The sequence below is a fragment of the Enterobacter sp. Ap-867 genome, from assembly GCF_011752855.1.
Lineage (GTDB): Bacteria > Pseudomonadota > Gammaproteobacteria > Enterobacterales > Enterobacteriaceae > Cedecea.
The window spans coordinates 676,867-695,530 of the sequence record NZ_VWWS01000001.1 but is presented as its reverse complement, the minus strand read 5'-3'; the positions used below and the strand labels follow the sequence as shown (position 1 = coordinate 695,530).

At 57.7% G+C, this 18,664-nt stretch carries 15 protein-coding genes and 1 tRNA gene; 10 read left to right on the top strand and 6 right to left on the bottom strand.

Annotation, left to right across the window (positions count from 1 at the left end; genetic code table 11):
* Positions 1–82 precede the first annotated feature (82 nt).
* Entirely contained in the window at positions 83–1,003 is a 921-nt protein-coding gene (locus F3J26_RS03190; protein WP_166991378.1) for a LysR family transcriptional regulator, read from the top strand.
* Here F3J26_RS03190 and F3J26_RS03185 read toward each other — a convergent pair.
* Positions 1,000–2,637 (bottom strand): methyl-accepting chemotaxis protein, encoded by a 1,638-nt coding sequence (locus F3J26_RS03185; RefSeq protein ID WP_166991375.1) that lies wholly within the window; start codon positions 2,635–2,637, stop codon positions 1,000–1,002. The two genes, F3J26_RS03190 and F3J26_RS03185, sit on opposite strands and share 4 nt — an antisense overlap.
* Before the next feature lie 200 nt (positions 2,638–2,837).
* Here F3J26_RS03185 and F3J26_RS03180 point away from each other — a divergent pair, with 200 nt between their 5' ends.
* The 3 genes from F3J26_RS03180 to F3J26_RS03170 all read left to right on the top strand — a co-directional run bounded on the left by F3J26_RS03180 (position 2,838) and on the right by F3J26_RS03170 (position 6,299).
* Entirely contained in the window at positions 2,838–4,292 is a 1,455-nt protein-coding gene (locus F3J26_RS03180) for an AMP nucleosidase (protein WP_008457975.1), read from the top strand.
* A 21-nt stretch (positions 4,293–4,313) separates the two neighbouring features.
* A complete protein-coding gene (locus F3J26_RS03175; RefSeq protein ID WP_166991372.1) occupies positions 4,314–6,095 on the top strand; it encodes an aminopeptidase P family protein in 1,782 nt (593 codons plus the stop codon).
* 128 nt (positions 6,096–6,223) lie between these two features.
* Positions 6,224–6,299, top strand: a tRNA-Asn gene (locus tag F3J26_RS03170).
* Between the two features lie 125 nt (positions 6,300–6,424).
* On the opposite strand, the gene F3J26_RS03165 is transcribed toward F3J26_RS03170, so the two are convergent.
* The 3 genes from F3J26_RS03165 to F3J26_RS03155 form a co-directional block, all read right to left on the bottom strand.
* Positions 6,425–7,813 carry an APC family permease gene (locus tag F3J26_RS03165; protein ID WP_008454957.1) on the bottom strand — a complete coding sequence of 463 codons (1,389 nt, stop codon included), beginning with the start codon at positions 7,811–7,813 and terminating at the stop codon, positions 6,425–6,427.
* Entirely contained in the window at positions 7,803–8,006 is a 204-nt protein-coding gene (locus tag F3J26_RS03160; RefSeq protein ID WP_166991369.1) for a hypothetical protein, read from the bottom strand. The genes F3J26_RS03165 and F3J26_RS03160 overlap by 11 nt, the downstream gene beginning before the upstream one ends.
* Positions 8,007–8,191: 185 nt before the next feature.
* Positions 8,192–9,610, bottom strand: a complete 1,419-nt coding sequence (locus tag F3J26_RS03155) for a glutamine synthetase family protein (RefSeq protein WP_166991366.1) — start codon at positions 9,608–9,610, stop codon at positions 8,192–8,194.
* A gap of 212 nt (positions 9,611–9,822) precedes the next feature.
* Between F3J26_RS03155 and puuD the strand changes: the two genes are divergently transcribed.
* The 5 genes from puuD (at position 9,823) to F3J26_RS03130 (ending at position 14,662) form a co-directional block, all read left to right on the top strand.
* A complete protein-coding gene (puuD, locus tag F3J26_RS03150; RefSeq protein WP_008454959.1) occupies positions 9,823–10,587 on the top strand; it encodes a gamma-glutamyl-gamma-aminobutyrate hydrolase in 765 nt (254 codons plus the stop codon).
* Between the two features lie 25 nt (positions 10,588–10,612).
* Positions 10,613–11,170 (top strand): HTH-type transcriptional regulator PuuR, encoded by a 558-nt coding sequence (gene puuR / locus F3J26_RS03145; protein ID WP_008454961.1) that lies wholly within the window; start codon positions 10,613–10,615, stop codon positions 11,168–11,170.
* A gap of 137 nt (positions 11,171–11,307) precedes the next feature.
* Positions 11,308–12,801: an aldehyde dehydrogenase PuuC gene (puuC, locus tag F3J26_RS03140; RefSeq protein ID WP_166991363.1), complete on the top strand. Its 1,494-nt coding sequence runs from the start codon at positions 11,308–11,310 to the stop codon at positions 12,799–12,801.
* A complete protein-coding gene (locus tag F3J26_RS03135; RefSeq protein ID WP_008454965.1) occupies positions 12,798–14,078 on the top strand; it encodes an NAD(P)/FAD-dependent oxidoreductase in 1,281 nt (426 codons plus the stop codon). The genes puuC and F3J26_RS03135 overlap by 4 nt, the downstream gene beginning before the upstream one ends.
* A gap of 323 nt (positions 14,079–14,401) precedes the next feature.
* Positions 14,402–14,662: a YdgH/BhsA/McbA-like domain containing protein gene (locus F3J26_RS03130; RefSeq protein ID WP_166991360.1), complete on the top strand. Its 261-nt coding sequence runs from the start codon at positions 14,402–14,404 to the stop codon at positions 14,660–14,662.
* 45 nt (positions 14,663–14,707) lie between these two features.
* Here F3J26_RS03130 and ldtA read toward each other — a convergent pair whose 3' ends face one another.
* A complete protein-coding gene (ldtA, locus tag F3J26_RS03125) occupies positions 14,708–15,643 on the bottom strand; it encodes a L,D-transpeptidase (protein ID WP_166991356.1) in 936 nt (311 codons plus the stop codon).
* 160 nt (positions 15,644–15,803) lie between these two features.
* Here ldtA and F3J26_RS03120 point away from each other — a divergent pair, with 160 nt between their 5' ends.
* The gene (locus F3J26_RS03120; RefSeq protein ID WP_166872702.1) at positions 15,804–17,045 is read left to right on the top strand and encodes a mechanosensitive ion channel family protein; all 1,242 of its coding nucleotides are present in this window, start codon (positions 15,804–15,806) and stop codon (positions 17,043–17,045) included.
* Here the strand turns inward: F3J26_RS03120 and F3J26_RS03115 are convergent.
* Positions 17,042–18,496 carry an EmmdR/YeeO family multidrug/toxin efflux MATE transporter gene (locus F3J26_RS03115; RefSeq protein ID WP_166991354.1) on the bottom strand — a complete coding sequence of 485 codons (1,455 nt, stop codon included), beginning with the start codon at positions 18,494–18,496 and terminating at the stop codon, positions 17,042–17,044. The genes F3J26_RS03120 and F3J26_RS03115 overlap by 4 nt on opposite strands.
* Positions 18,497–18,664: the final 168 nt, after the last annotated feature.

The following is an 18,664-nucleotide window of genomic DNA, read 5'->3' as shown; positions in this document are numbered from 1 at the left end:
AATTGAGTAAAATCATGGTACAAGGAGCGCGTCAGGTGAAAAACCGGCGTCAGGAAACAACACTTATACTCGGAGAGTGAAAATGCTCAGGCTGGAAGACCTTGCGCTGTTTGTCAGGGCGGCGGCGTTAAACAGTTTTAGCGATACCGCCAGGGAAGCCGGGCTGCAGCCAGCCCAGGTCAGCACCGCCATTAAGCGCCTGGAGCAGAACCTCAATATTCGCCTGTTCGCCCGCTCAACGCGCAGCCTGCGCCTGACGCCCGAAGGTGAAGCCTGGCTGCCATACGCCCAGCAGGTGCTGCAGACGCTGGATGCCGGGTATGAGCAGATCCAGCCCCCCAGCGACGAAGTACGCGGCACGCTGCAAATCGCCGTCCCTTCGGATCTTGGGCGAAATCTCCTGTTGGATGTTTTTCAGCAATTTCGCAGCACTTACCCGGCGCTAAGCCTGAAACTTCTGTTTTCCGATCGAATCACCGACGTGTTTAAAGATCCGGTGGATGTGGCTTTTCGCTACGGTAATAACGATGATGCGTCTTACATCGCCCTGCCGGTCGCGCCAGAAAACCGCCGCGTGCTGGTTGCATCTCCCGCCTATCTGGCACGCTATGGCGAACCCCAAACCCTTGCCGACCTGGCCCAGCACAATGCGCTGACGTTTGTGCTTCGCGGGCGGGTGCACAATAGCTGGTCGTTCAGCCTGCGCGGCAAAATGCAGCAGGTGGCGGTGAAAGGTTCAATGATGAGCGATGATGCGGAAGTCATTCACCGGCTGGCGGTAAAAGGGGAAGGTATGACCTACAAATCCTGGCTGGATGTCAGCGAGGATGTGCAGGCAGGCCGTTTAAAGCTGCTGCTGCCGCAGTATGAAGGGGACAGCATTCCACTGAATCTGATTTGCCCGCACCGTAAGCAACTGTCGACCACGGTGCGGCTGCTGCACGAAGCGGTCAAGGCGCGCTGCGAAAACGCGATGCGCACCCTGCCCGCTATCGAAACTTAAAACGTGACCCAGTCATCTCCTGCCGTGGTGGCTGATGCGGCTTTTGCCTGAGGTTTGACTTTCGTTTCCACCACGGCGTGTTCTTCGCGCCCGGACAGACGGAAACGCGCCACCGCTTTTTGCAGCATTTCAGTCTGGCCTTCGAGCGCCGCCGCCGCCGCCGAGATCTGCTCCACCAGCGCGGCGTTTTGCTGCGTCACGCTGTCCATTTCGCTGACCGCCACGCTCACCTGAGAAATACCTTTGCTTTGCTCGTCCGTTGCCGAGGCAATCTGCTTCATAATTTGCGTGGTGTCAGACACCGCCTTCAGCACCTCTTTCATGGTGTTGCCTGCCTCGTTGACCAGCGCCGCGCCGCTGTTCACCCGGTTTACCGAGTCGGCAATCAGCGTTTCAATCTCTTTCGCCGCGCCCGCACTGCGGCTGGCCAGGTTGCGCACTTCCCCCGCTACCACGGCAAAACCTCTGCCCTGTTCACCCGCGCGGGCGGCCTCAACGGCAGCGTTTAGCGCCAGAATGTTGGTCTGGAAGGCAATGCTGTTGATGACGCTGGTGATCTCACTGATTTTGCGGGAACTGTCGGAGATCCCTTCCATCGTGACCACCACATCGCCCACCAGCTTGCCGCTGCGGCTGGCGGTTTGTGAAGCTTTTTCCGCAATGCTGCTGGCCTGGCGCGCATTCTCGGCGTTGAATTTAACCGTGGCCGTGAGCTGCTCCATGCTGGCGGCGGTTTCTTCCAGCGCGGCGGCCTGTTCTTCGGTGCGTGAAGAGAGATCGTTATTGCCGGAAGAGATCTCCGCCGAGCCACGATAAATGTTCTCCGTGCCGCTGCGAATCGCGCTCACCGCATCACGCAGGCTGCCCTGCATCTCGGCCAGCAGCGGGAACAGTTTGCCGACGCAGTTCCGCCCAAAGTCCTCCACCGGATGGCTGAGGTCGCCTTTCGCAATGACCGAGAAATGATCCCGAATGCGGTCCAGCGGTTTCACCAGCAGGTTCACCAGATAACGATCGGTAAACAGCAGGATCAGCAGCCCAATCACAATCGCCACCAGCACGGTGATTTTCATCAGGCGAGTCAGAGAGTCCACGGCAACCCGCGTCCGGTCCAGTCGTTCTTCGGCCACGGCGGTAAACTTGCTGCTGCTGGCTCCGAAGGCACGGCTGAGCGGCGGCGTGACCTGGGTGGCCTGCTGGCGATAATCCGACGCGCTTCCCTGCTGGGCAAGCTGCATCTGTACCGCCACGCCGTTATCTAAAAGCTGCTGCCATTTTTCGATCACGTCGGCGGAAACGGCCGGATCCATTGGCCCAGGCGAAACGCTCTTCAGACGCTCAAGTTCGCTTTTCATGTTATCCAGCGCTTCCTGCACGGGCTTAAAATCGGCAGCTTCCCCCGCCGCCTTCGCCTCCATCACCCGCGAAAGACGCGTAATAAAGCGAAAATACTGGTCGTTGCCTTTGCTGAGTATCGTCATCTGCGACACCAGCTGATGGTCAACGGCGTTGCCGTCCCCCAGCTTCGCCAGCGAATAAACGGTAAACACGCCCACGGCTGACCACAGCAGGCAGAACAGCCCCAGCACGGTGAGCAGTACCCGGCGTACGGTAAAATTCTTTAACATTCCCATGTCGTTCCCCTCATCGTTATTGTCGTTATCCCATCAAGCTCGGGTATCAATGGGGTTATCGGCAGCCTCTGCGCGGGTATTCATTTTTTTGTGATGAATTTTTTATGAGGCTCGCAACTCTTCCCGTCTTCCGCTTCCGTTCTGCGCCCGGCGTGACATACTGAGACACTAACCCGGCGAGAACCGGTAAAGGAGAATCAATGAATAATAACGTTGTATGCCAGGGGCTGACGCCTGCTGAAGCCCTGGACAAGCTGGAAGCATTGTACGAAAGTTCGGTAACCGCCCTTCGCGATGCGATTGCCCTCTACACCCAACATGGCACGCTGCCGGACGTAGACGCGCGTTCCGACGGGCTGTTTGTCTACCCCGAACTGCGGGTGAGCTGGGACGGCGTTCCCCGTGGCCCGAAAAATACCCGCTCCTATGCCCGCTTTACCCACTCCGGCAGCTACACCACCACGGTGACCCGTCCCGCGCTGTTTAAGAGCTACCTGCACGAACAGTTGAACCTGCTGAGTGAAGACTACGGCGTGCACATTGAGGTTGGCCCTTCTCAGCATGAGATCCCTTACCCATACGTGATTGACGGCCTGAACCTCGACCGCACGATGAGCGCCGGACTGACGCGCCATTTCCCAACCACCGAGCTGTCACAGATTGGCGATGAAACTGCCGACGGCCTGTTCCACCCGACGGAAGCCTGGCCGCTGTCGCACTTTGACGCCCGCCGCGTGGATTTCTCGCTGGCTCGCCTGCGCCACTACACCGGCACGCCGGTGGAGCACTTCCAGCCCTTCGTGCTGTTCACCAACTACACCCGCTATGTGGACGAGTTTGTCCGCTGGGGCTGCCAGCAAATCCTCGACCCGGACAGCCCGTATATCGCCCTGTCCTGCGCCGGAGGCACCTGGCTGACCGCCGAAACCGAAGCCCCGGAAGAGGCGATTTCCGACCTGGCGTGGAAGAAACACCAGATGCCAGCCTGGCACCTGATCGATAAAAACGGCAGCGGCATTACGCTGATTAACATCGGCGTAGGCCCGTCCAACGCCAAAACCATCTGCGACCACCTCGCGGTGCTGCGCCCGGATGCCTGGCTGATGATTGGCCACTGCGGCGGCCTACGTGAAAGCCAGCAAATTGGCGACTACGTGCTGGCTCACGCCTACCTGCGTGACGATCACGTACTGGATGCTGTGCTGCCGCCGGATATTCCTATTCCAAGCATCGCGGAGGTGCAGCGCGCCCTTTATGACGCCACCAAGCAGGTCAGCGGCATGCCGGGCGAAGAAGTGAAACAGCGCCTGCGCACCGGCACGGTGGTCACCACCGATGACCGCAACTGGGAGCTTCGCTATTCAGCTTCTGCGCTGCGCTTCAACCTCAGCCGCGCGGTGGCTATCGATATGGAAAGTGCGACGATTGCCGCACAGGGTTATCGCTTCCGGGTGCCTTACGGCACGCTGCTGTGCGTTTCAGACAAACCCTTGCACGGCGAAATCAAGCTGCCGGGCCAGGCCAACCGTTTCTATGAAGGGGCGATTTCCGAGCACCTGCAGATTGGCATTCGGGCCATTGATTTGTTGCGTGCCGAAGGTGAAAAGCTGCACTCGCGCAAGCTGCGTACCTTCAACGAACCTCCGTTCCGTTAATAAAAAGAATAAGGAAGCTGGATGCAACACACTTCATCACTCGGCGCACTGCGGGCGCTGCTCCGGGAGCGCGAGCTGGATGGGATCATCGTGCCGCGCGCCGATGCCCATCAAAGCGAATACTGTGCGCCTTATGACAATAAACTCGAGTTTATCAGCGGCTTTACCGGTTCCGCCGGGCTGGCGCTAGTGCTTGCTGACCGCGCCCTGCTGTTTGTGGACGGGCGCTACCAGGTTCAGGCTCGCCATCAGGTGAATCTGGCAGAGTTCGAGATTCATCATCTGCACGACGAGCCGCTGCACCTTTGGCTCCGCGATAATCTTCCGGCAGGTAAACGCATCGCCTTCGAACCGCTGCTGATGGTCAACAGCCAGTACGAAAGCCTGCGTACCAGCGGCTGCGATCTGGTGGCGTTAGATGACGATCCGCTTGATGCAATCTGGCCCGATCGCCCAGCAGCACCCTGCGGGGAAATCATCGCCATGCCGGATGAAATCAGTGGCGAAAGCGCTGCGTCAAAGCGTGAGCGGATCGCCCAGGTGCTGAGCGCAGCCGGGGCGGATTATCTGGCGCTGACGCAGCCGGACAATATCGCCTGGCTGCTGAACGTACGTGGCTCGGATATTCCAATGAGCCCGGTGCCGCACTCCTTCGCACTGTTGAGCGCCAGGGGTGACATTGAATGGTTTGTAGCGGAAGAAAAACTGCGGAAGCTGGATAAAGCCTGGCTCAACGGCATCACGCTCCGCCCGATGAGTGAATTCCTTGCCCGCTGCCAGCAGTTGGCAACCGGGAAACATACCCTCATCGACGCGGACTCTGCGCCGGTCGCCGTGCGCTTTGCCGTGGAGCAAGGCGGAGGCAGGGTGCTGTGGGCGCCGGATCCTGTCACGCTAATCAAAGCCAATAAGAACGAAACCGAACTGGCAGGCTACCGCGACAGCCACATCGAAGACGGCGTGGCCTGGGTGAATTTCCTTGCCTGGCTGACCCGAGAAGTGCCGCGCCGCGAAGCCGCAGGTAACCCGGTCACCGAGCTGGAGGCGCAGGAAAAACAGCTGAGCTTCCGCCAGCAGGGCTCCACCTTTACCGAGCAAAGCTTTAGCACCATTTCTGCCGCGGGCAGCAACGCCGCGATGTGCCACTACCACTCTTCGCCGGAAACGAATTTCGCCCTTACCGCCGCGCAGTTTTACCTCAATGATTCCGGCGGGCAGTATATCAACGGCACGACGGACGCCACCCGTACGCTCAGCTTTGGCGAGCTGGATGCGACCCGCCGCCTGCACTACACCGCCGTGCTGAAAGGCTTCCTGGCGCTGATCTCGCTGCAGTTCCCACAGGGGACTCAGGGCCACCAGCTCGATGCCTTTGCCCGCCGCCCGCTCTGGGAACTGGGGCTGGATTACGATCACGGCACCGGGCACGGCGTTGGCCACCGACTGATGATCCACGAAAATCCGCACCGCATGGCGAAGAAAGTGAACCCATGGCCGATGCTGCCGGGCAACATCCTCACCATCGAACCGGGTTATTACCTGGCGGACAGCCACGGGATCCGCATCGAAAACCAGGTCGAGGTCATTGCCTCCCGGCCTGGCTTCTGCAAATTCTCGTCGCTGACGCTGATCCCTATCGATCTGTCCGCCGTTGACGTTGATTTGCTCAGCCCGCAGGACATCGCCTGGCTTGACGACTACCACCAGCAGGTGCGGGAAATGCTCTCCCCGCGGGTGAACGAAGAGGTGCGTCATTGGCTTGAAGCCGCCACGCAGCCCGTTAGCCCGCTGTGCAAGCAGTAACCTTTCAAGGCCGCGTTTGCGGCCTTTTTCATTGATTTGCTGGATTAATCGGCAGTTAAACGCATTTCACCAAAACAGCCTTTGACAACCCGGACTCACGCCGTTAGTATTCGCCCCGTTCACACGATTCCTCTGTAGTTCAGTCGGTAGAACGGCGGACTGTTAATCCGTATGTCACTGGTTCGAGTCCAGTCAGAGGAGCCATATTTAAGAAGCCTGCTTAGGAAACTAAGCGGGCTTTTTGCTTTTCTGAGCTGACAAAATCTGGAACAAAAAAGCCCGCTTAATGCATATTAAGCGAGCTTCTTCTTCTCTAACGCAACCTTCCCTTACTCCCAGGCACGCTCGGCCTTGGTGGCGTCAAACACCGGCGGTGGCCTGCGGAAGCGGCGGGTGAGGAAGGCCAGATACAGAATACCGACCGCCGCCCACACTAGCCCCAGCGTCAGGGACGTCACTTCCAGATTCACCCACAGCACCGCCACCGTCGCCGCGCCAATCAGCGGCAGAATGAGGTAATGCAGCTTCTCGCGCCAGGTTTTGTTGCGGCCTTCACGACGCCAGAAGTGGTTAAACACCGACAGATTCACGAAGGTAAAGGCCACCAGCGCACCGAAGTTGATCAGCGCCGTCGCCGTCACCAGGTCAAAGAACAGCGCGGACAGGGCCACGATCCCGACCATGATCACGTTCAGCGCCGGGGTGCGCCATTTCGGGTGTACGTAGCCGAAGTATTTTTCCGGGAAGACGTTGTCGCGGCCCATCACATAAAGCAGACGCGAAACGCTGGCGTGGGAGGCCAGCCCGGATGCCAAAGTGTTAACGAAGGTGGTGCAGAGGAAAATCGACTGGAACAGCTTGCCGCCAACGTACAGCGCAATCTCAGGCAGCGCTGCGTCCGGGTTTTTAAAGCGGCTGATGTCCGGGAAGAACAGCTGCATAAAGAACGAGGCAACGATAAAGATGATGCCGCCGTAGGCCGCAGTCAGGAAAATAGCTTTCGGGATGGTGCGCGCCGCATCGGGCGTCTCTTCCGACAGCGTGGTCACCGCATCGAAGCCGAGGAACGAGAAGCAGACTATCGTCGCGCCGGTAATCACCGGGATCAGGTGCGCATTTTCGCTGATAAACGGCTGCAGCGACCAGACGGTGCCCACGCCTTCGCCTTTGTGCAGCCCCTGCACCACCAGAATGATAAACACCACCATAATGGCGATTTGGACCAGCACAAACAGAGTGTTGAAGTTCGCCACCAGATTGACGCTCTTCAGGTTGGCCGCCGTCAGGATGCAGACAAAACCGACCACCCAGATCCACGGCGGGACTTCCGGGAACAGCGCCGAAAGGTAGATTTTTGCCAGCAGGACGTTAATCATCGGCAGGAACAGATAATCCAGTAACGATGACCAGCCCACCATAAAGCCTACGTGCGGACTAATGGCCTTTTGGGCGTAGGTATAAGCTGACCCGGCCTGCGGGAACTGGCGCACCAGTTTGCCGTAGCTGATGGCGGTAAACAGCACGCCCGCCAGCGCAAGCAGGTAGGATGCCGGGACGTGGCCGTCGCTGATGCCGGACACAATCCCGAAGGTATCAAACACCGACATCGGCGTGAGATAGGCCAGGCCCATCACCACCACCTGCCAGAGTTTCAGAGATTTACGCAGCTGCGGTTTTCCCGCCTGCGAAACAATATCTGCGGAAGAGTTAGTCGCCATGACGATGTCCCCCCACGCGAATACAGGTTTGCGAAACGTTGTTCGTTCGGGCAAACCTGCTTAGCCTGGGGGTTAATCCTAACTGTCGGGGAACGGCAATGGGGTTCACGCTGGCCACTGGCCCGTCGTTGTCAATACGGCAGCAGCGTTCGCCCTCGCCGTGCGGATATTTAAACATTTGCATCTGCATCATTTCATTTCCTCGTCGTACACATTGTCGTTAACTGAAGACCCGTTGCCGCCCGCGCTCCATTACGCGACTTCGGGAAATGGCAGGTTGCCCTGCAAAACGTCCGGCCTGGCTCCGCTCAGTCCGTATGATGCTACTTATTTATTCGCGTGCCCGGACACGTAAGCTCTGCCGGGCAGGCGCCACACTCAGGCGTTTTTCAGCATCCACTCAATTTCAGTTTCTGTGATTAAACGCTCAAACTGCACCAGCTCATCGTGCTTGCACGCATGGAAAACGTGGCTGAAACGCTCGCCCAGCAGGTCGCGCAGACGATCGTTCTGGGTGAATTCCCACAGCGCGTCGCTCTGGCGGATCGGGAACGGCAGCCCTTCCTGCTCCAGCCCGTTGCCCTCTACCTCTTCCTGCAGCGGCAGGTCGTTATCCAGCCCATGTAAAATCCCGGCCAGAATAGTCGCCATCACCAGATACGGGTTGGCATCCGCCCCCGCCACGCGATACTCCACGCGATGGTTGTCTCTGTCGCCACAAGGAATACGCAGCGCCACGGTGCGGTTGTTATGCCCCCACGACGCCTGAGTCGGGACGTACATCCCCGGCTGGAAACGACGCCATGAATTCACGTTCGGGGCCAGCAGCGCCATAGAAGAAGGCATCAGTTGGATCATGCCCGCCAGCGCGCGCTTCAGCAGCGCTGAGTCTTCGCCGTCGGCGTCCGCCAGCACGTTTTCACCTTTGTTATTCAGCACGCTGATGTGGATATGCATCCCGCTGCCCGCATGCTCTTCATACGGCTTCGCCATAAAAGTGGCGTGCATCTTATGCTTCTCGGCGACAGTTCGCACCAGACGTTTTAACGCCAGCGCATCATCGCAGGCATCCAGCACGTTATCGGTGTGGTGCAGGTTGATTTCGAACTGCCCCGGCGAGGCTTCCGCCACCGCGCCATCGGCGGGGATCAGCTGCAGGCGGGCCAGGTCGTCGATGTCGGTCAGCACGTCGGCGAAGTGGTTAAGGTTATCGACGGAGTAGACCTGGCTTTGGGTATTGCGATCGTCGGTGCCCGGCGCGCAGGGCGGCTGCAGGTAGCCTTCGGCGTCGCGCTGGCGGTCAATTAAATAGAACTCCAGCTCTACCGCTACCACGGGGAATAGACCACGCTGGCGCAGCTGCTGCCAGAGTCGGTTCAGCACGTTCCGCGGCTCAACGTCAAAGGGAGCGCCATCTTCATCCAGCATGGTCAGCATCATCTGGCCGATAAATTCCGGGTCAGCCGCCGAAGGGGTCAGCGTGCCCAGCACCGGCACGCAGCGGCGGTCCGGCTCGCCCAGCTCCTGCCCCAGCCCGGCCTCTTCTACTACGTTCCCGAGAATATCCATGGCAAACACGGACGCCGGGAAGTAACAGCCCTTCTCTACCTTACGCAGCCCGGCCACCGGAATACGTTTCCCCCGGAAGCAGCCGTTCAGGTCAGTGAGCAGGACATCGACATATTGGGTATTGGGATAACGTTCAAGGAAGGTATTCACTTCGCGTGCAAACGCGCTACTTCGTCTCTCTTCGGAATGCTGAACAAAATTCTCAACTTCTACGATATTGGTTTCCATGATTCACCGCCGTTGCGTTGGATGCCGGTCGCTGATGTCGACCGTTAAATATAATGTCCACTTATCGACAATGGTGTGAAACAAAATGTTTGTCAAATGTTAATTTAAGTTTGCAAGACAGTTAAACCGCTGCTAAGTTGAGAAAATATTGAACGGAAATGGCCAACATGGAATCGTTTGGAAATAATTTAGTCCAGAATGTGAGGTTGATCATGGTCGATATATTTGACAAGCCATTAATCGGCGTTGTGATGTGCAGAAACAGGCTTAAGGGTCATCTGACCCAAACATTGCAAGAAAAGTACCTGAACGCGGTATTGAATGCAGGCGGCTTGCCCATTGCCCTGCCCCACGCGCTGGCAGAGCCGGAACTGCTGGAAGCGCTGCTGCCAAAACTGGACGGGATCTTCCTGCCGGGCAGCCCCAGCAACGTGCAGCCGCACCTCTATGGTGAAAACGGCGATGAGCCTGACGCCGACCCCGGGCGTGATGAACTGAGCATGGCGCTTATCGCCGCCGGGCTCAAAAGGCGCATTCCCATTTTCGCCATCTGCCGGGGTTTACAGGAACTTGTTGTCGCCACCGGCGGGACTCTGTATCGTCGCCTGAGCGATCGTCCCGAGTTTCTGGAGCACCGTGAAGATCCGGAACTCCCGGTGGAGCAGCAGTATGCCCCATCACACGAAGTCCAGGTTCATGAGGGAGGATTGCTTTCGCAGTTGATACCGGGCTGCAACACGTTTTGGGTGAATTCATTACATGGCCAGGGAGCGAAAACGCTGGGTCCGCTGCTGCGCGTCGAGGCGCGTTCACAGGATGGTCTGGTGGAGGCCGCGAGCGTTCACGATCATCCTTTTGCCCTCGGGGTTCAGTGGCATCCGGAATGGAACAGTAGCGAATATGCACTATCGCGTTTGTTGCTTGAGGGTTTTATCACCGCCAGTCAGAACCACCTCGCTGAAAAGCAGCGGCTCTGACCACTACCGTTAAGGAAATGCCATTATGAGCGATGACGGCCTGGCGCCGGGTAAACGTTTGTCAGCGATCCGCCAGCAACTGGGTCTCTCTCAACGTCGTGCCGCCGAACTGTCTGGATTAACGCATAGCGCCATCAGCACCATAGAACAGGACAAAGTCAGTCCTGCTATCAGTACGCTGCAGAAGCTGCTGAAAGTCTACGGGCTGTCGCTCTCCGAGTTCTTCGCGGAACCGGAAAAACCTGATGAGCCGCAGGTCGTGATTAATTACGACGATCTGATTGAAATAGGCAGTCAGGGTGTTTCAATGAAATTAATACACAATGGGAATCCTAACCGTACGCTGGCGATGATCATTGAGACCTATCAGCCGGGAACCACCACCGGCGAGAGGATCAAACACCAGGGTGAGGAGACAGGCACGATACTGGAAGGTGAAGTGGTTTTGACCGTAAACGGCCAGACCTGGCACCTGGTTGCGGGGCAAAGCTATGCCATTAATACCGGCATGCCGCACAGCTTCAGCAACACCTCGGCAGGCATCTGCCGCATTATCAGCGCCCATACCCCCACCACGTTCTAATTATTTTCAGGCCTGAGTAATCAGGCCTTATTTCAAAACCTTTTTTAACAGGACTTATTTCCTGGGGCTTTTTGCAGCCCAAATTTGCCTGAAGAACCCAGTAAGGCCATTTATCCGATTGAATAAAAGGAGTCATCATGGACTTTCAGCATCTTAATTACTGGCAGGAGAAAGCCAAAAATACCTCGCCGGAAACGCGCTTGTTTATTAACGGCGAATATTGCGCGGCACAGGACGGCGAAACATTTAGTACCGTCGATCCTTTTGCCCAGCGTGACCTTGCCGAAGTGGCGCGAGGCAAAAAAGCGGACGTCGATATTGCGGTGAAGGTCGCCCGCGATGTCTTTAATCGCGGCGACTGGGCGCAGGCTTCCCCGGCCAAACGCAAAGCCGTGCTCGGCAGGCTGGCAGATTTAATGGAGCAGCATCGCGAGGAGCTGGCGCTGCTGGAAACGCTCGACACCGGCAAGCCTATTCGCCATAGCCTGCGCGATGATATTCCGGGCAGCGCCCGCGCTATTCGCTGGTACGCCGAGGCCATCGACAAAGTCTACGGCGAAGTAGCCACCACCGGCGTCAACGAACTGGCGCTGATTGTGCGCGAACCCATTGGCGTAATTGCCGCCGTTGTGCCGTGGAACTTCCCGCTGCTGCTGGCCTGCTGGAAGCTAGGCCCGGCGCTGGCGGCGGGCAACAGCGTGATCCTTAAACCTTCTGAAAAATCACCGCTGTCGGCAATCCGTCTTGCGGCGCTGGCTAAAGAAGCTGGCCTGCCGGACGGCGTGTTTAACGTCGTGACCGGGTTTGGTCACGAAGCGGGCCAGGCGTTGGCTCAGCACCCGGACGTGGACGTGATTACCTTCACCGGCTCCACCCGCACCGGTAAACAGCTGCTGAAAGATGCGGGCGACAGCAACATGAAACGCGTCTGGCTCGAAGCCGGCGGGAAAAGCGCCAATATCGTTTTTGCCGACTGCCCGGATCTGCACAAAGCCGCGGCAACCACCGCCGCCGGTATTTTCTATAACCAGGGCCAGGTTTGCATCGCCGGGACTCGCCTGCTGCTGGAAGAGAGCATCGCCGACGAGTTTATTGCTCTACTGAAAGAGCAGGCAAAAAACTGGCAGCCCGGCAACCCGCTCGACCCGGAAACCACCATGGGGACGCTGATCGACTGCGCCCACGCCGACAACGTTCACGGCTTTATTCGCGACGGGGAAAACCAGGGCAAGCTGGCGCTCGACGGGCGGAACAACGCTCACCCGGCGGCTATCGGCCCGACGATTTTTACCGATACGGCGGCGGATGCGCGTGTGGGCCGGGAAGAGATCTTCGGCCCGGTGCTCGTCGTCACCCGTTTCACCTCCGAATCCCAGGCGCTCGCCCTTGCCAACGACAGCGATTATGGCCTCGGTGCTGCCGTGTGGACCCGGGATCTCTCCCGCGCCCACCGCATGAGCCGCAGCCTTAAAGCCGGTTCCGTTTTCGTCAATAACTACAACGACGGCGATATGACCGTCCCGTTCGGCGGCTACAAGCAGAGCGGCAACGGCCGCGATAAATCCCTGCATGCCCTTGAGAAATTTAGCGAACTGAAAACCATCTGGATTGCCCTGGAGCCTTCATCATGACTGAACATACCACCAGCTATTATGCGGCCAGCGCCAACCACTATGAGCCGTTCCCACAGCTGAATGAATCCGTGACCTGCGACGTGTGCGTGGTTGGCGGCGGCTATACCGGCCTTTCGTCTGCGCTGCACCTGTCTGAAATGGGTTATGACGTGGTGCTGCTGGAGTCTGCACGCATCGGCTTTGGTGCCAGCGGGCGCAACGGCGGGCAACTGGTGAACTCCTACAGCCGCGACATCGACGTGATTGAGCGCCGCTATGGCCCGGAAGCGGCCAAAATGCTCGGCAGTATGATGTTCGAAGGCGGGGAAATTATTCGCGAGCGCATCAAGCGCTACCAGATTGACTGCGATTATCGTCCGGGCGGCCTGTTTGTGGCGATGAACCATAAGCAAATGGAAACCCTCGAAGAGCAAAAGGCCAACTGGGAGCGCTACGGCAACACCCAGCTTGAACTGCTGGACGCCAGCGAACTGAAGCGGGAAGTGAACAGCGACCGCTACGTCGGCGCTCTGCTCGACCACAGCGGCGGCCATATTCACCCGCTCAACCTGGCCATTGGCGAGGCTAATGCAATTCGCCTGAACGGTGGGCGCATTTTCGAACAGTCCCCGGTGACCCACATTGAGCACGCCAGCCCGGCCATCGTCAGCACGGAGAAAGGCAAGGTCACGGCGAAGTACGTGATCGTCGCCGGGAACGCTTATCTCGGCAATAAACTCGAACCTGAACTGGCGAAGCGCAGCATGCCGTGCGGCACGCAGGTGCTGACCACCGAGCCGCTGGGAGAAGATCTCGCCCGCTCGCTGATCCCCAAAAATTACTGTGTGGAAGATTGTAACTACCTGCTGGATTACTACCGCCTGACCGCCGATAACCGCCTGCTGTACGGCGGCGGCGTGGTGTACGGCGCCCGTGACCCGGCGGATATTGAACGCCTGGTGATGCCCAACCTGCTGAAAACCTTCCCACAGCTGAAAGGCGTGAAGATTGACTACAGCTGGACCGGGAACTTCCTGCTGACCCTGTCTCGCCTGCCGCAGGTGGGCCGTCTGGATAAGAATATTTACTACAGTCAGGGCTGCAGCGGGCACGGTGTGACCTATACCCACCTGGCCGGCCGCCTGATTGCAGAGCTCCTGCGCGGCGATGCGGAGCGCTTCAATGCCTTCGCCAACCTGCCGCATTACCCGTTCCCGGGTGGCCGCACGTTCCGCATCCCGTTTACCGCGATGGGCGCGGCTTACTACAGTCTTCGCGATCGCCTTGGGGTTTAATTTGCCTTCGCTATTGCGCTAAAGGTTCAGCGACGCTGGGTCTGACGAGCAATAATCCGACGCACGGAGCGATCCCCTCCGTGCGTTTTTTTATTAGCGGCCCACCGTTTTATAGCCATCAAAACTTCACGTTGCCGCAGGTTAATGAAAGAAAAAAATAAGCTGGCTGATATTAATTTACAGTCAATAACACCCGGATATTACCAGCCAGAATTTTTGAAAGTCTTCATCAATAATGCCAGCTGTTCATTGCCCGGACGGCAACCTAACATGCAACGCATCAACCGAAACCTTGTTTAATTATTCACAATGAGAGATTTATTATGATGCGTAAACTGATTAATTCCGCCCTTGCCCTTACCGTATTGACCGCCCTTAGCGGCACGGCTTTAGCCGCCACCGAAGTCCAGTCAACCACCGCCGGCCAGCGCATGGGCTATATTTCAGTCACCGGTGCCACAACGCTTGACGAGGCTGTTAACAAACTTGCCGATAAAGCCAGCCAGGCCGGGGCAACCGCATTTAAAGTCACGTCGGCAGGCGGAAATAATAAACTTTACGCTACGGCAATATTATTCAAATAAAAGAAAAGCTCGCAACGCGCGAGCTTTTCTTTTTCTTACTGATTATTACAGTCGCCCTGTTTCCGTGGCGGCTGAATTTATTTGTACCGGCATCCCCGAGCGGCGATTAAGTGCTTCACTCACCACAGCCGTATTTACACCTGAAGCCTGAGTTTCGCTGCGCAATAAGGTGGTCATCGGCAGCGGCACTTTCTTGTCGGACTCAAACTCCGCACGGTTGCGCGACAGCGGCTCGTGAACTTCCAGCCAGCGCTTGCCGTCCGGCTCGGCGGTCACCTTCACCGGCTGGTCGATGAGCTGAACGCGGGTCCCGACCGGCACATTATCGAACAGGAATTTGATGTCGTCGTTGCGCAAGCGGATGCAGCCCTGGCTGACGCGCAGGCCGATGCCAAAGTTGGCATTGGTGCCGTGGATGGCGTACAGCTTGCCGATGTAAATGGCGTACAGGCCCATCGGGTTATCCGGCCCCGGCGGCACAAAAGCCGGCAGCGTTTTGCCCTCTTTGGCGTATTCGCGACGGGTATTCGGGGTTGGCGTCCAGGCCGGGGCATCCTGTTTGCGCTCGACGCGGGTCACCCAGTTGCGCGGCGTTTCGCGCCCCGCCTGGCCAATACCTATCGGCAGGATTTCTACGGTGTTAGTGTCCTTCGGATAATAATAAAGGCGCATTTCCGCCACGTTCACCACAATCCCTTCCCGCATGGTATCCGGCAAAATCACCTGCTGCGGAATAACCAGCTGCGTACCGACTTTGGGCAGGAACGGATCGACGCCTGGGTTGGCCTCCAGCATATTGCTGAAGCCCTGCCCGTACTGAGCGGCAAAGTGTTCCAGCGGCTCTTTGTTCCCTTCCGGCACGGTAATCGTCAGGGGCGCACCCACCAGGCGGCTGCCTTCCGGCGGTAAAGGATAGGTCACGGCCATCGCGCTCTGCGTGACCGCCGCCAGAACAAATGCCAGCGTGGAGAAACGAATCATAATTTCCCTGTTAGTTAACATGATGTGAATGCATTAAGCATAACCGTCCTGAGACAATTCTGTAAGGATTGCGCGTTAATATGTCTACTAATTATACAGCCGGGTTGCGACCGCGGACCGCAGAGGGCATGATGTCCTCTTGTTTTTTAAAGGAGACGTTATGCAGGAATTGATATCCGCCCTCGAGCAATACGGCATTCAACCCAGCCACACCACTTCCCTGATCGTTATTTTCGGCATCATTTTTCTTACCGCGCTGGTGGTGCATTTTATTCTGCACGGCATAGTGCTGCGTGCCTTTGAGAAGCGCGCACAGTCCAGCGCCAGCCTCTCTTTGCAGATAATCACCCAGAACAAGCTGTTCCAGCGGCTGGCGTTTCTGCTGCAGGGCATCATCGTTAACGTTCAGGCGGTGCTGTGGCTGCAAAAAGGCAGCGACGCGGCCACCATTCTGACCACCTGCGCCCAGCTATGGGTCATGCTCTACGCGCTGATGTCCTTTTTCTCGCTGCTGGACGTGATCTTCGGCCTGTCGGGGAAATTCGCCTTTGCTTCTCAGCTACCGCTGAAAGGCATTTTCCAGGGCGTGAAGCTGCTGGCCGCGATTGTTGTCGGCATCATGATGGTGTCGCTGCTTATCGGGAAATCCCCGGCAATATTGATAAGCGGTCTCGGTGCGATGGCCGCCGTGCTGATGTTGGTGTTTAAAGATCCGATTCTCGGCCTGGTCGCTGGCATTCAGCTTTCTGCCAACAGCATGCTGAAAATGGGCGACTGGCTGGAAATGCCGAAATACGGCGCGGACGGGGCGGTGATCGACATCGGCCTGACGACGGTGAAAGTGCAAAACTGGGACAACACCATTACCACCATCCCAACCTATGCGCTGGTGTCCGACGCGTTTAAAAACTGGAGCGGGATGTCGGCCTCAGGCGGGCGCCGCATCAAGCGCAGCGTGAACATTGACACCACCAGCATTCGTTTTCTATCGCAGGACGAGCAGGAGAAGCTCCTTAAAGCGAAACTGCTGCAGCCGTATATGGCGGAGCGCGGGAAAGAGATCAGCGAATACAACCAGCAGCACGCCGACGACTCGGTGCTGAACCAGCGCCAGATGACCAACGTCGGCACCTTCCGGGCCTATCTGAATGAGTACCTGCGCAACCATCCGCGCATTCGAAAAGACATGACGCTGATGGTGCGCCAGCTTGCTCCTGAAAGCGAAGGATTGCCGGTAGAGATTTATGCCTTCACCAACACCGTGGCCTGGGCCGAGTATGAAAGCATTCAGGCCGACATTTTCGACCATATTTTTGCCGTGGTGGACGAGTTTGGCCTGCGTATTCACCAGACACCAACCGGCAACGACATGCGGGCCATTGCCGGGGCTTTCGAACGCTAAACGGTGCTTTCTTCCTGAACCGAAAGTGGTTCTTTCGGCGGTCGCGGGTATTTTTTCAGCCAGCGGCCGCTGACCATTCGCCAGTAGAAGCAGGCGCCGCGCACCGCCCAGTCGCCGAACATCCCCAGCCAGACGCCCACCACGCCCATGCCCAATACAATCCCCAGCGTGTAACCGGCGATAACGCGGCAACCCCACATCCCCGCCATCGACACCCACATGGCAAAACGTGCGTCACGGGCGCCCTTCAGCCCGGCAGGCAGCACCCAGGACGCGGCCCAGATTGGCATAAAGGCGGCGTTCATCCACAGCAGGACTTTAACGACTTCTTTGACGTCATCTTCGCTGGTGTAGAACGAAGCGAATAACCCGGCGAACGGCGCGGTTCCCCAGGCAATGATCGTCAGGCCAATGGTGGCGAGCCAGAACGTATGGCGCAGCTGGCGCTCGGCCTGGCCGATTTGCCCTTTCCCTAACCGTCTGCCGACGATGATCGTTGACGCCGACCCGAGGGCGTTACCCGGCAGGTTAATCAGCGAGGCCACCGAGAAAGCAATAAAGTTACCGGCAATCACGTTGGTCCCCATCCCGGCAACGAACATCTGCGTCAGCAGCTTACCGCCGTTGAACAGCACCGACTCGACGCTCGCCGGAATGCCGATGCCGAGCACTTCCCACAAAATGCCCCAGTTGAGCGGCGTAAAATAACTTTTCAGCGAGATACGCAGCGCCGGGTTAAAGCCAATCATCAGCACGAAGATAATGCCCGCCGCACCGATGTAGCGGGAAATCGTCAGCCCCAGTCCCGCGCCAACAAAGCCCAGCCCGCCCCAGCCAAAGATGCCGTAGATAAGAATGCTGCTGATGATGATGTTGAGGATGTTCATGCCGCCGTTAATCAGCAGCGGGATTTTGGTGTTCCCCGCCCCGCGCAGGGCGCCGCTACCGATAAGCGCTATAGCTGCCGCCGGGTAGCTCCAGACGGTGGTTTGCAGGTAAGAAAGTGCGAGAGCTTTAACTTCCGGCGTGGCGCTCCCGGCAATGACATCGATAATGTGCGTGCCCGCCAGATGAATGCCTGCGGCCATGATAAAAGAAACTATGGTCATCAGCACCAGAGACTGCCGGGCCGCCGCCCTCGCCCGCTCCGGATCCAGCCTGCCAAAGCTGAACGCCACCACCACAGTGGTGCCGAGATCGATAGCGGCGAAGAACGCCATGATAACCATGTTAAAACTGTCGGCGAGCCCTACGCCCGCCATCGCCTCTTTCCCTAACCAACTGACGAGGAAGGTACTCAACACCCCCATCAGCAATACGCAGGTGTTTTCGAGGAAGATTGGCACCGCCAGCGGCGTTATCTCACGCCAGAACAGCACCCGATAACTCTTACGTTTGGCGTACCACGGCGTTTTCGCCACGCTCTGGCGAAGGACTGCATGTAAGTTCAAGCGAGGACCTGCAAGGAAAGATAAAACGGCATTTCAAATAATGGGCGACAAATCGTTATCCTGCAAAGGATTTTTTTGTCTCTGATTGCCTGAAAAGGCAACAAGATGTTGATAGTTTCCGCAAACGCACCACAGGGTGAGATTTTGCCTTTGACAAGCCCCGGAGCC

Bases quoted from the DNA above. Each gene is read 5' to 3' on its own strand.
- F3J26_RS03175 (WP_166991372.1), top strand. From the start codon at position 4,314: ATGCAACACACTTCATCACTCGGCGCACTGCGGGCGCTGCTCCGGGAG.
- F3J26_RS03130 (WP_166991360.1), top strand. From the start codon at position 14,402: ATGATGCGTAAACTGATTAATTCCGCCCTTGCCCTTACCGTATTGACC.
- F3J26_RS03135 (WP_008454965.1), top strand. From the start codon at position 12,798: ATGACTGAACATACCACCAGCTATTATGCGGCCAGCGCCAACCACTAT.
- F3J26_RS03190 (WP_166991378.1), top strand. From the start codon at position 83: ATGCTCAGGCTGGAAGACCTTGCGCTGTTTGTCAGGGCGGCGGCGTTA.
- puuR (WP_008454961.1), top strand. From the start codon at position 10,613: ATGAGCGATGACGGCCTGGCGCCGGGTAAACGTTTGTCAGCGATCCGC.
- F3J26_RS03160 (WP_166991369.1), bottom strand. From the start codon at position 8,006: ATGATGCAGATGCAAATGTTTAAATATCCGCACGGCGAGGGCGAACGC.
- F3J26_RS03165 (WP_008454957.1), bottom strand. From the start codon at position 7,813: ATGGCGACTAACTCTTCCGCAGATATTGTTTCGCAGGCGGGAAAACCG.
- F3J26_RS03120 (WP_166872702.1), top strand. From the start codon at position 15,804: ATGCAGGAATTGATATCCGCCCTCGAGCAATACGGCATTCAACCCAGC.
- F3J26_RS03155 (WP_166991366.1), bottom strand. From the start codon at position 9,610: ATGGAAACCAATATCGTAGAAGTTGAGAATTTTGTTCAGCATTCCGAA.
- ldtA (WP_166991356.1), bottom strand. From the start codon at position 15,643: ATGATTCGTTTCTCCACGCTGGCATTTGTTCTGGCGGCGGTCACGCAG.
- F3J26_RS03180 (WP_008457975.1), top strand. From the start codon at position 2,838: ATGAATAATAACGTTGTATGCCAGGGGCTGACGCCTGCTGAAGCCCTG.
- puuC (WP_166991363.1), top strand. From the start codon at position 11,308: ATGGACTTTCAGCATCTTAATTACTGGCAGGAGAAAGCCAAAAATACC.
- F3J26_RS03185 (WP_166991375.1), bottom strand. From the start codon at position 2,637: ATGGGAATGTTAAAGAATTTTACCGTACGCCGGGTACTGCTCACCGTG.
- puuD (WP_008454959.1), top strand. From the start codon at position 9,823: ATGGTCGATATATTTGACAAGCCATTAATCGGCGTTGTGATGTGCAGA.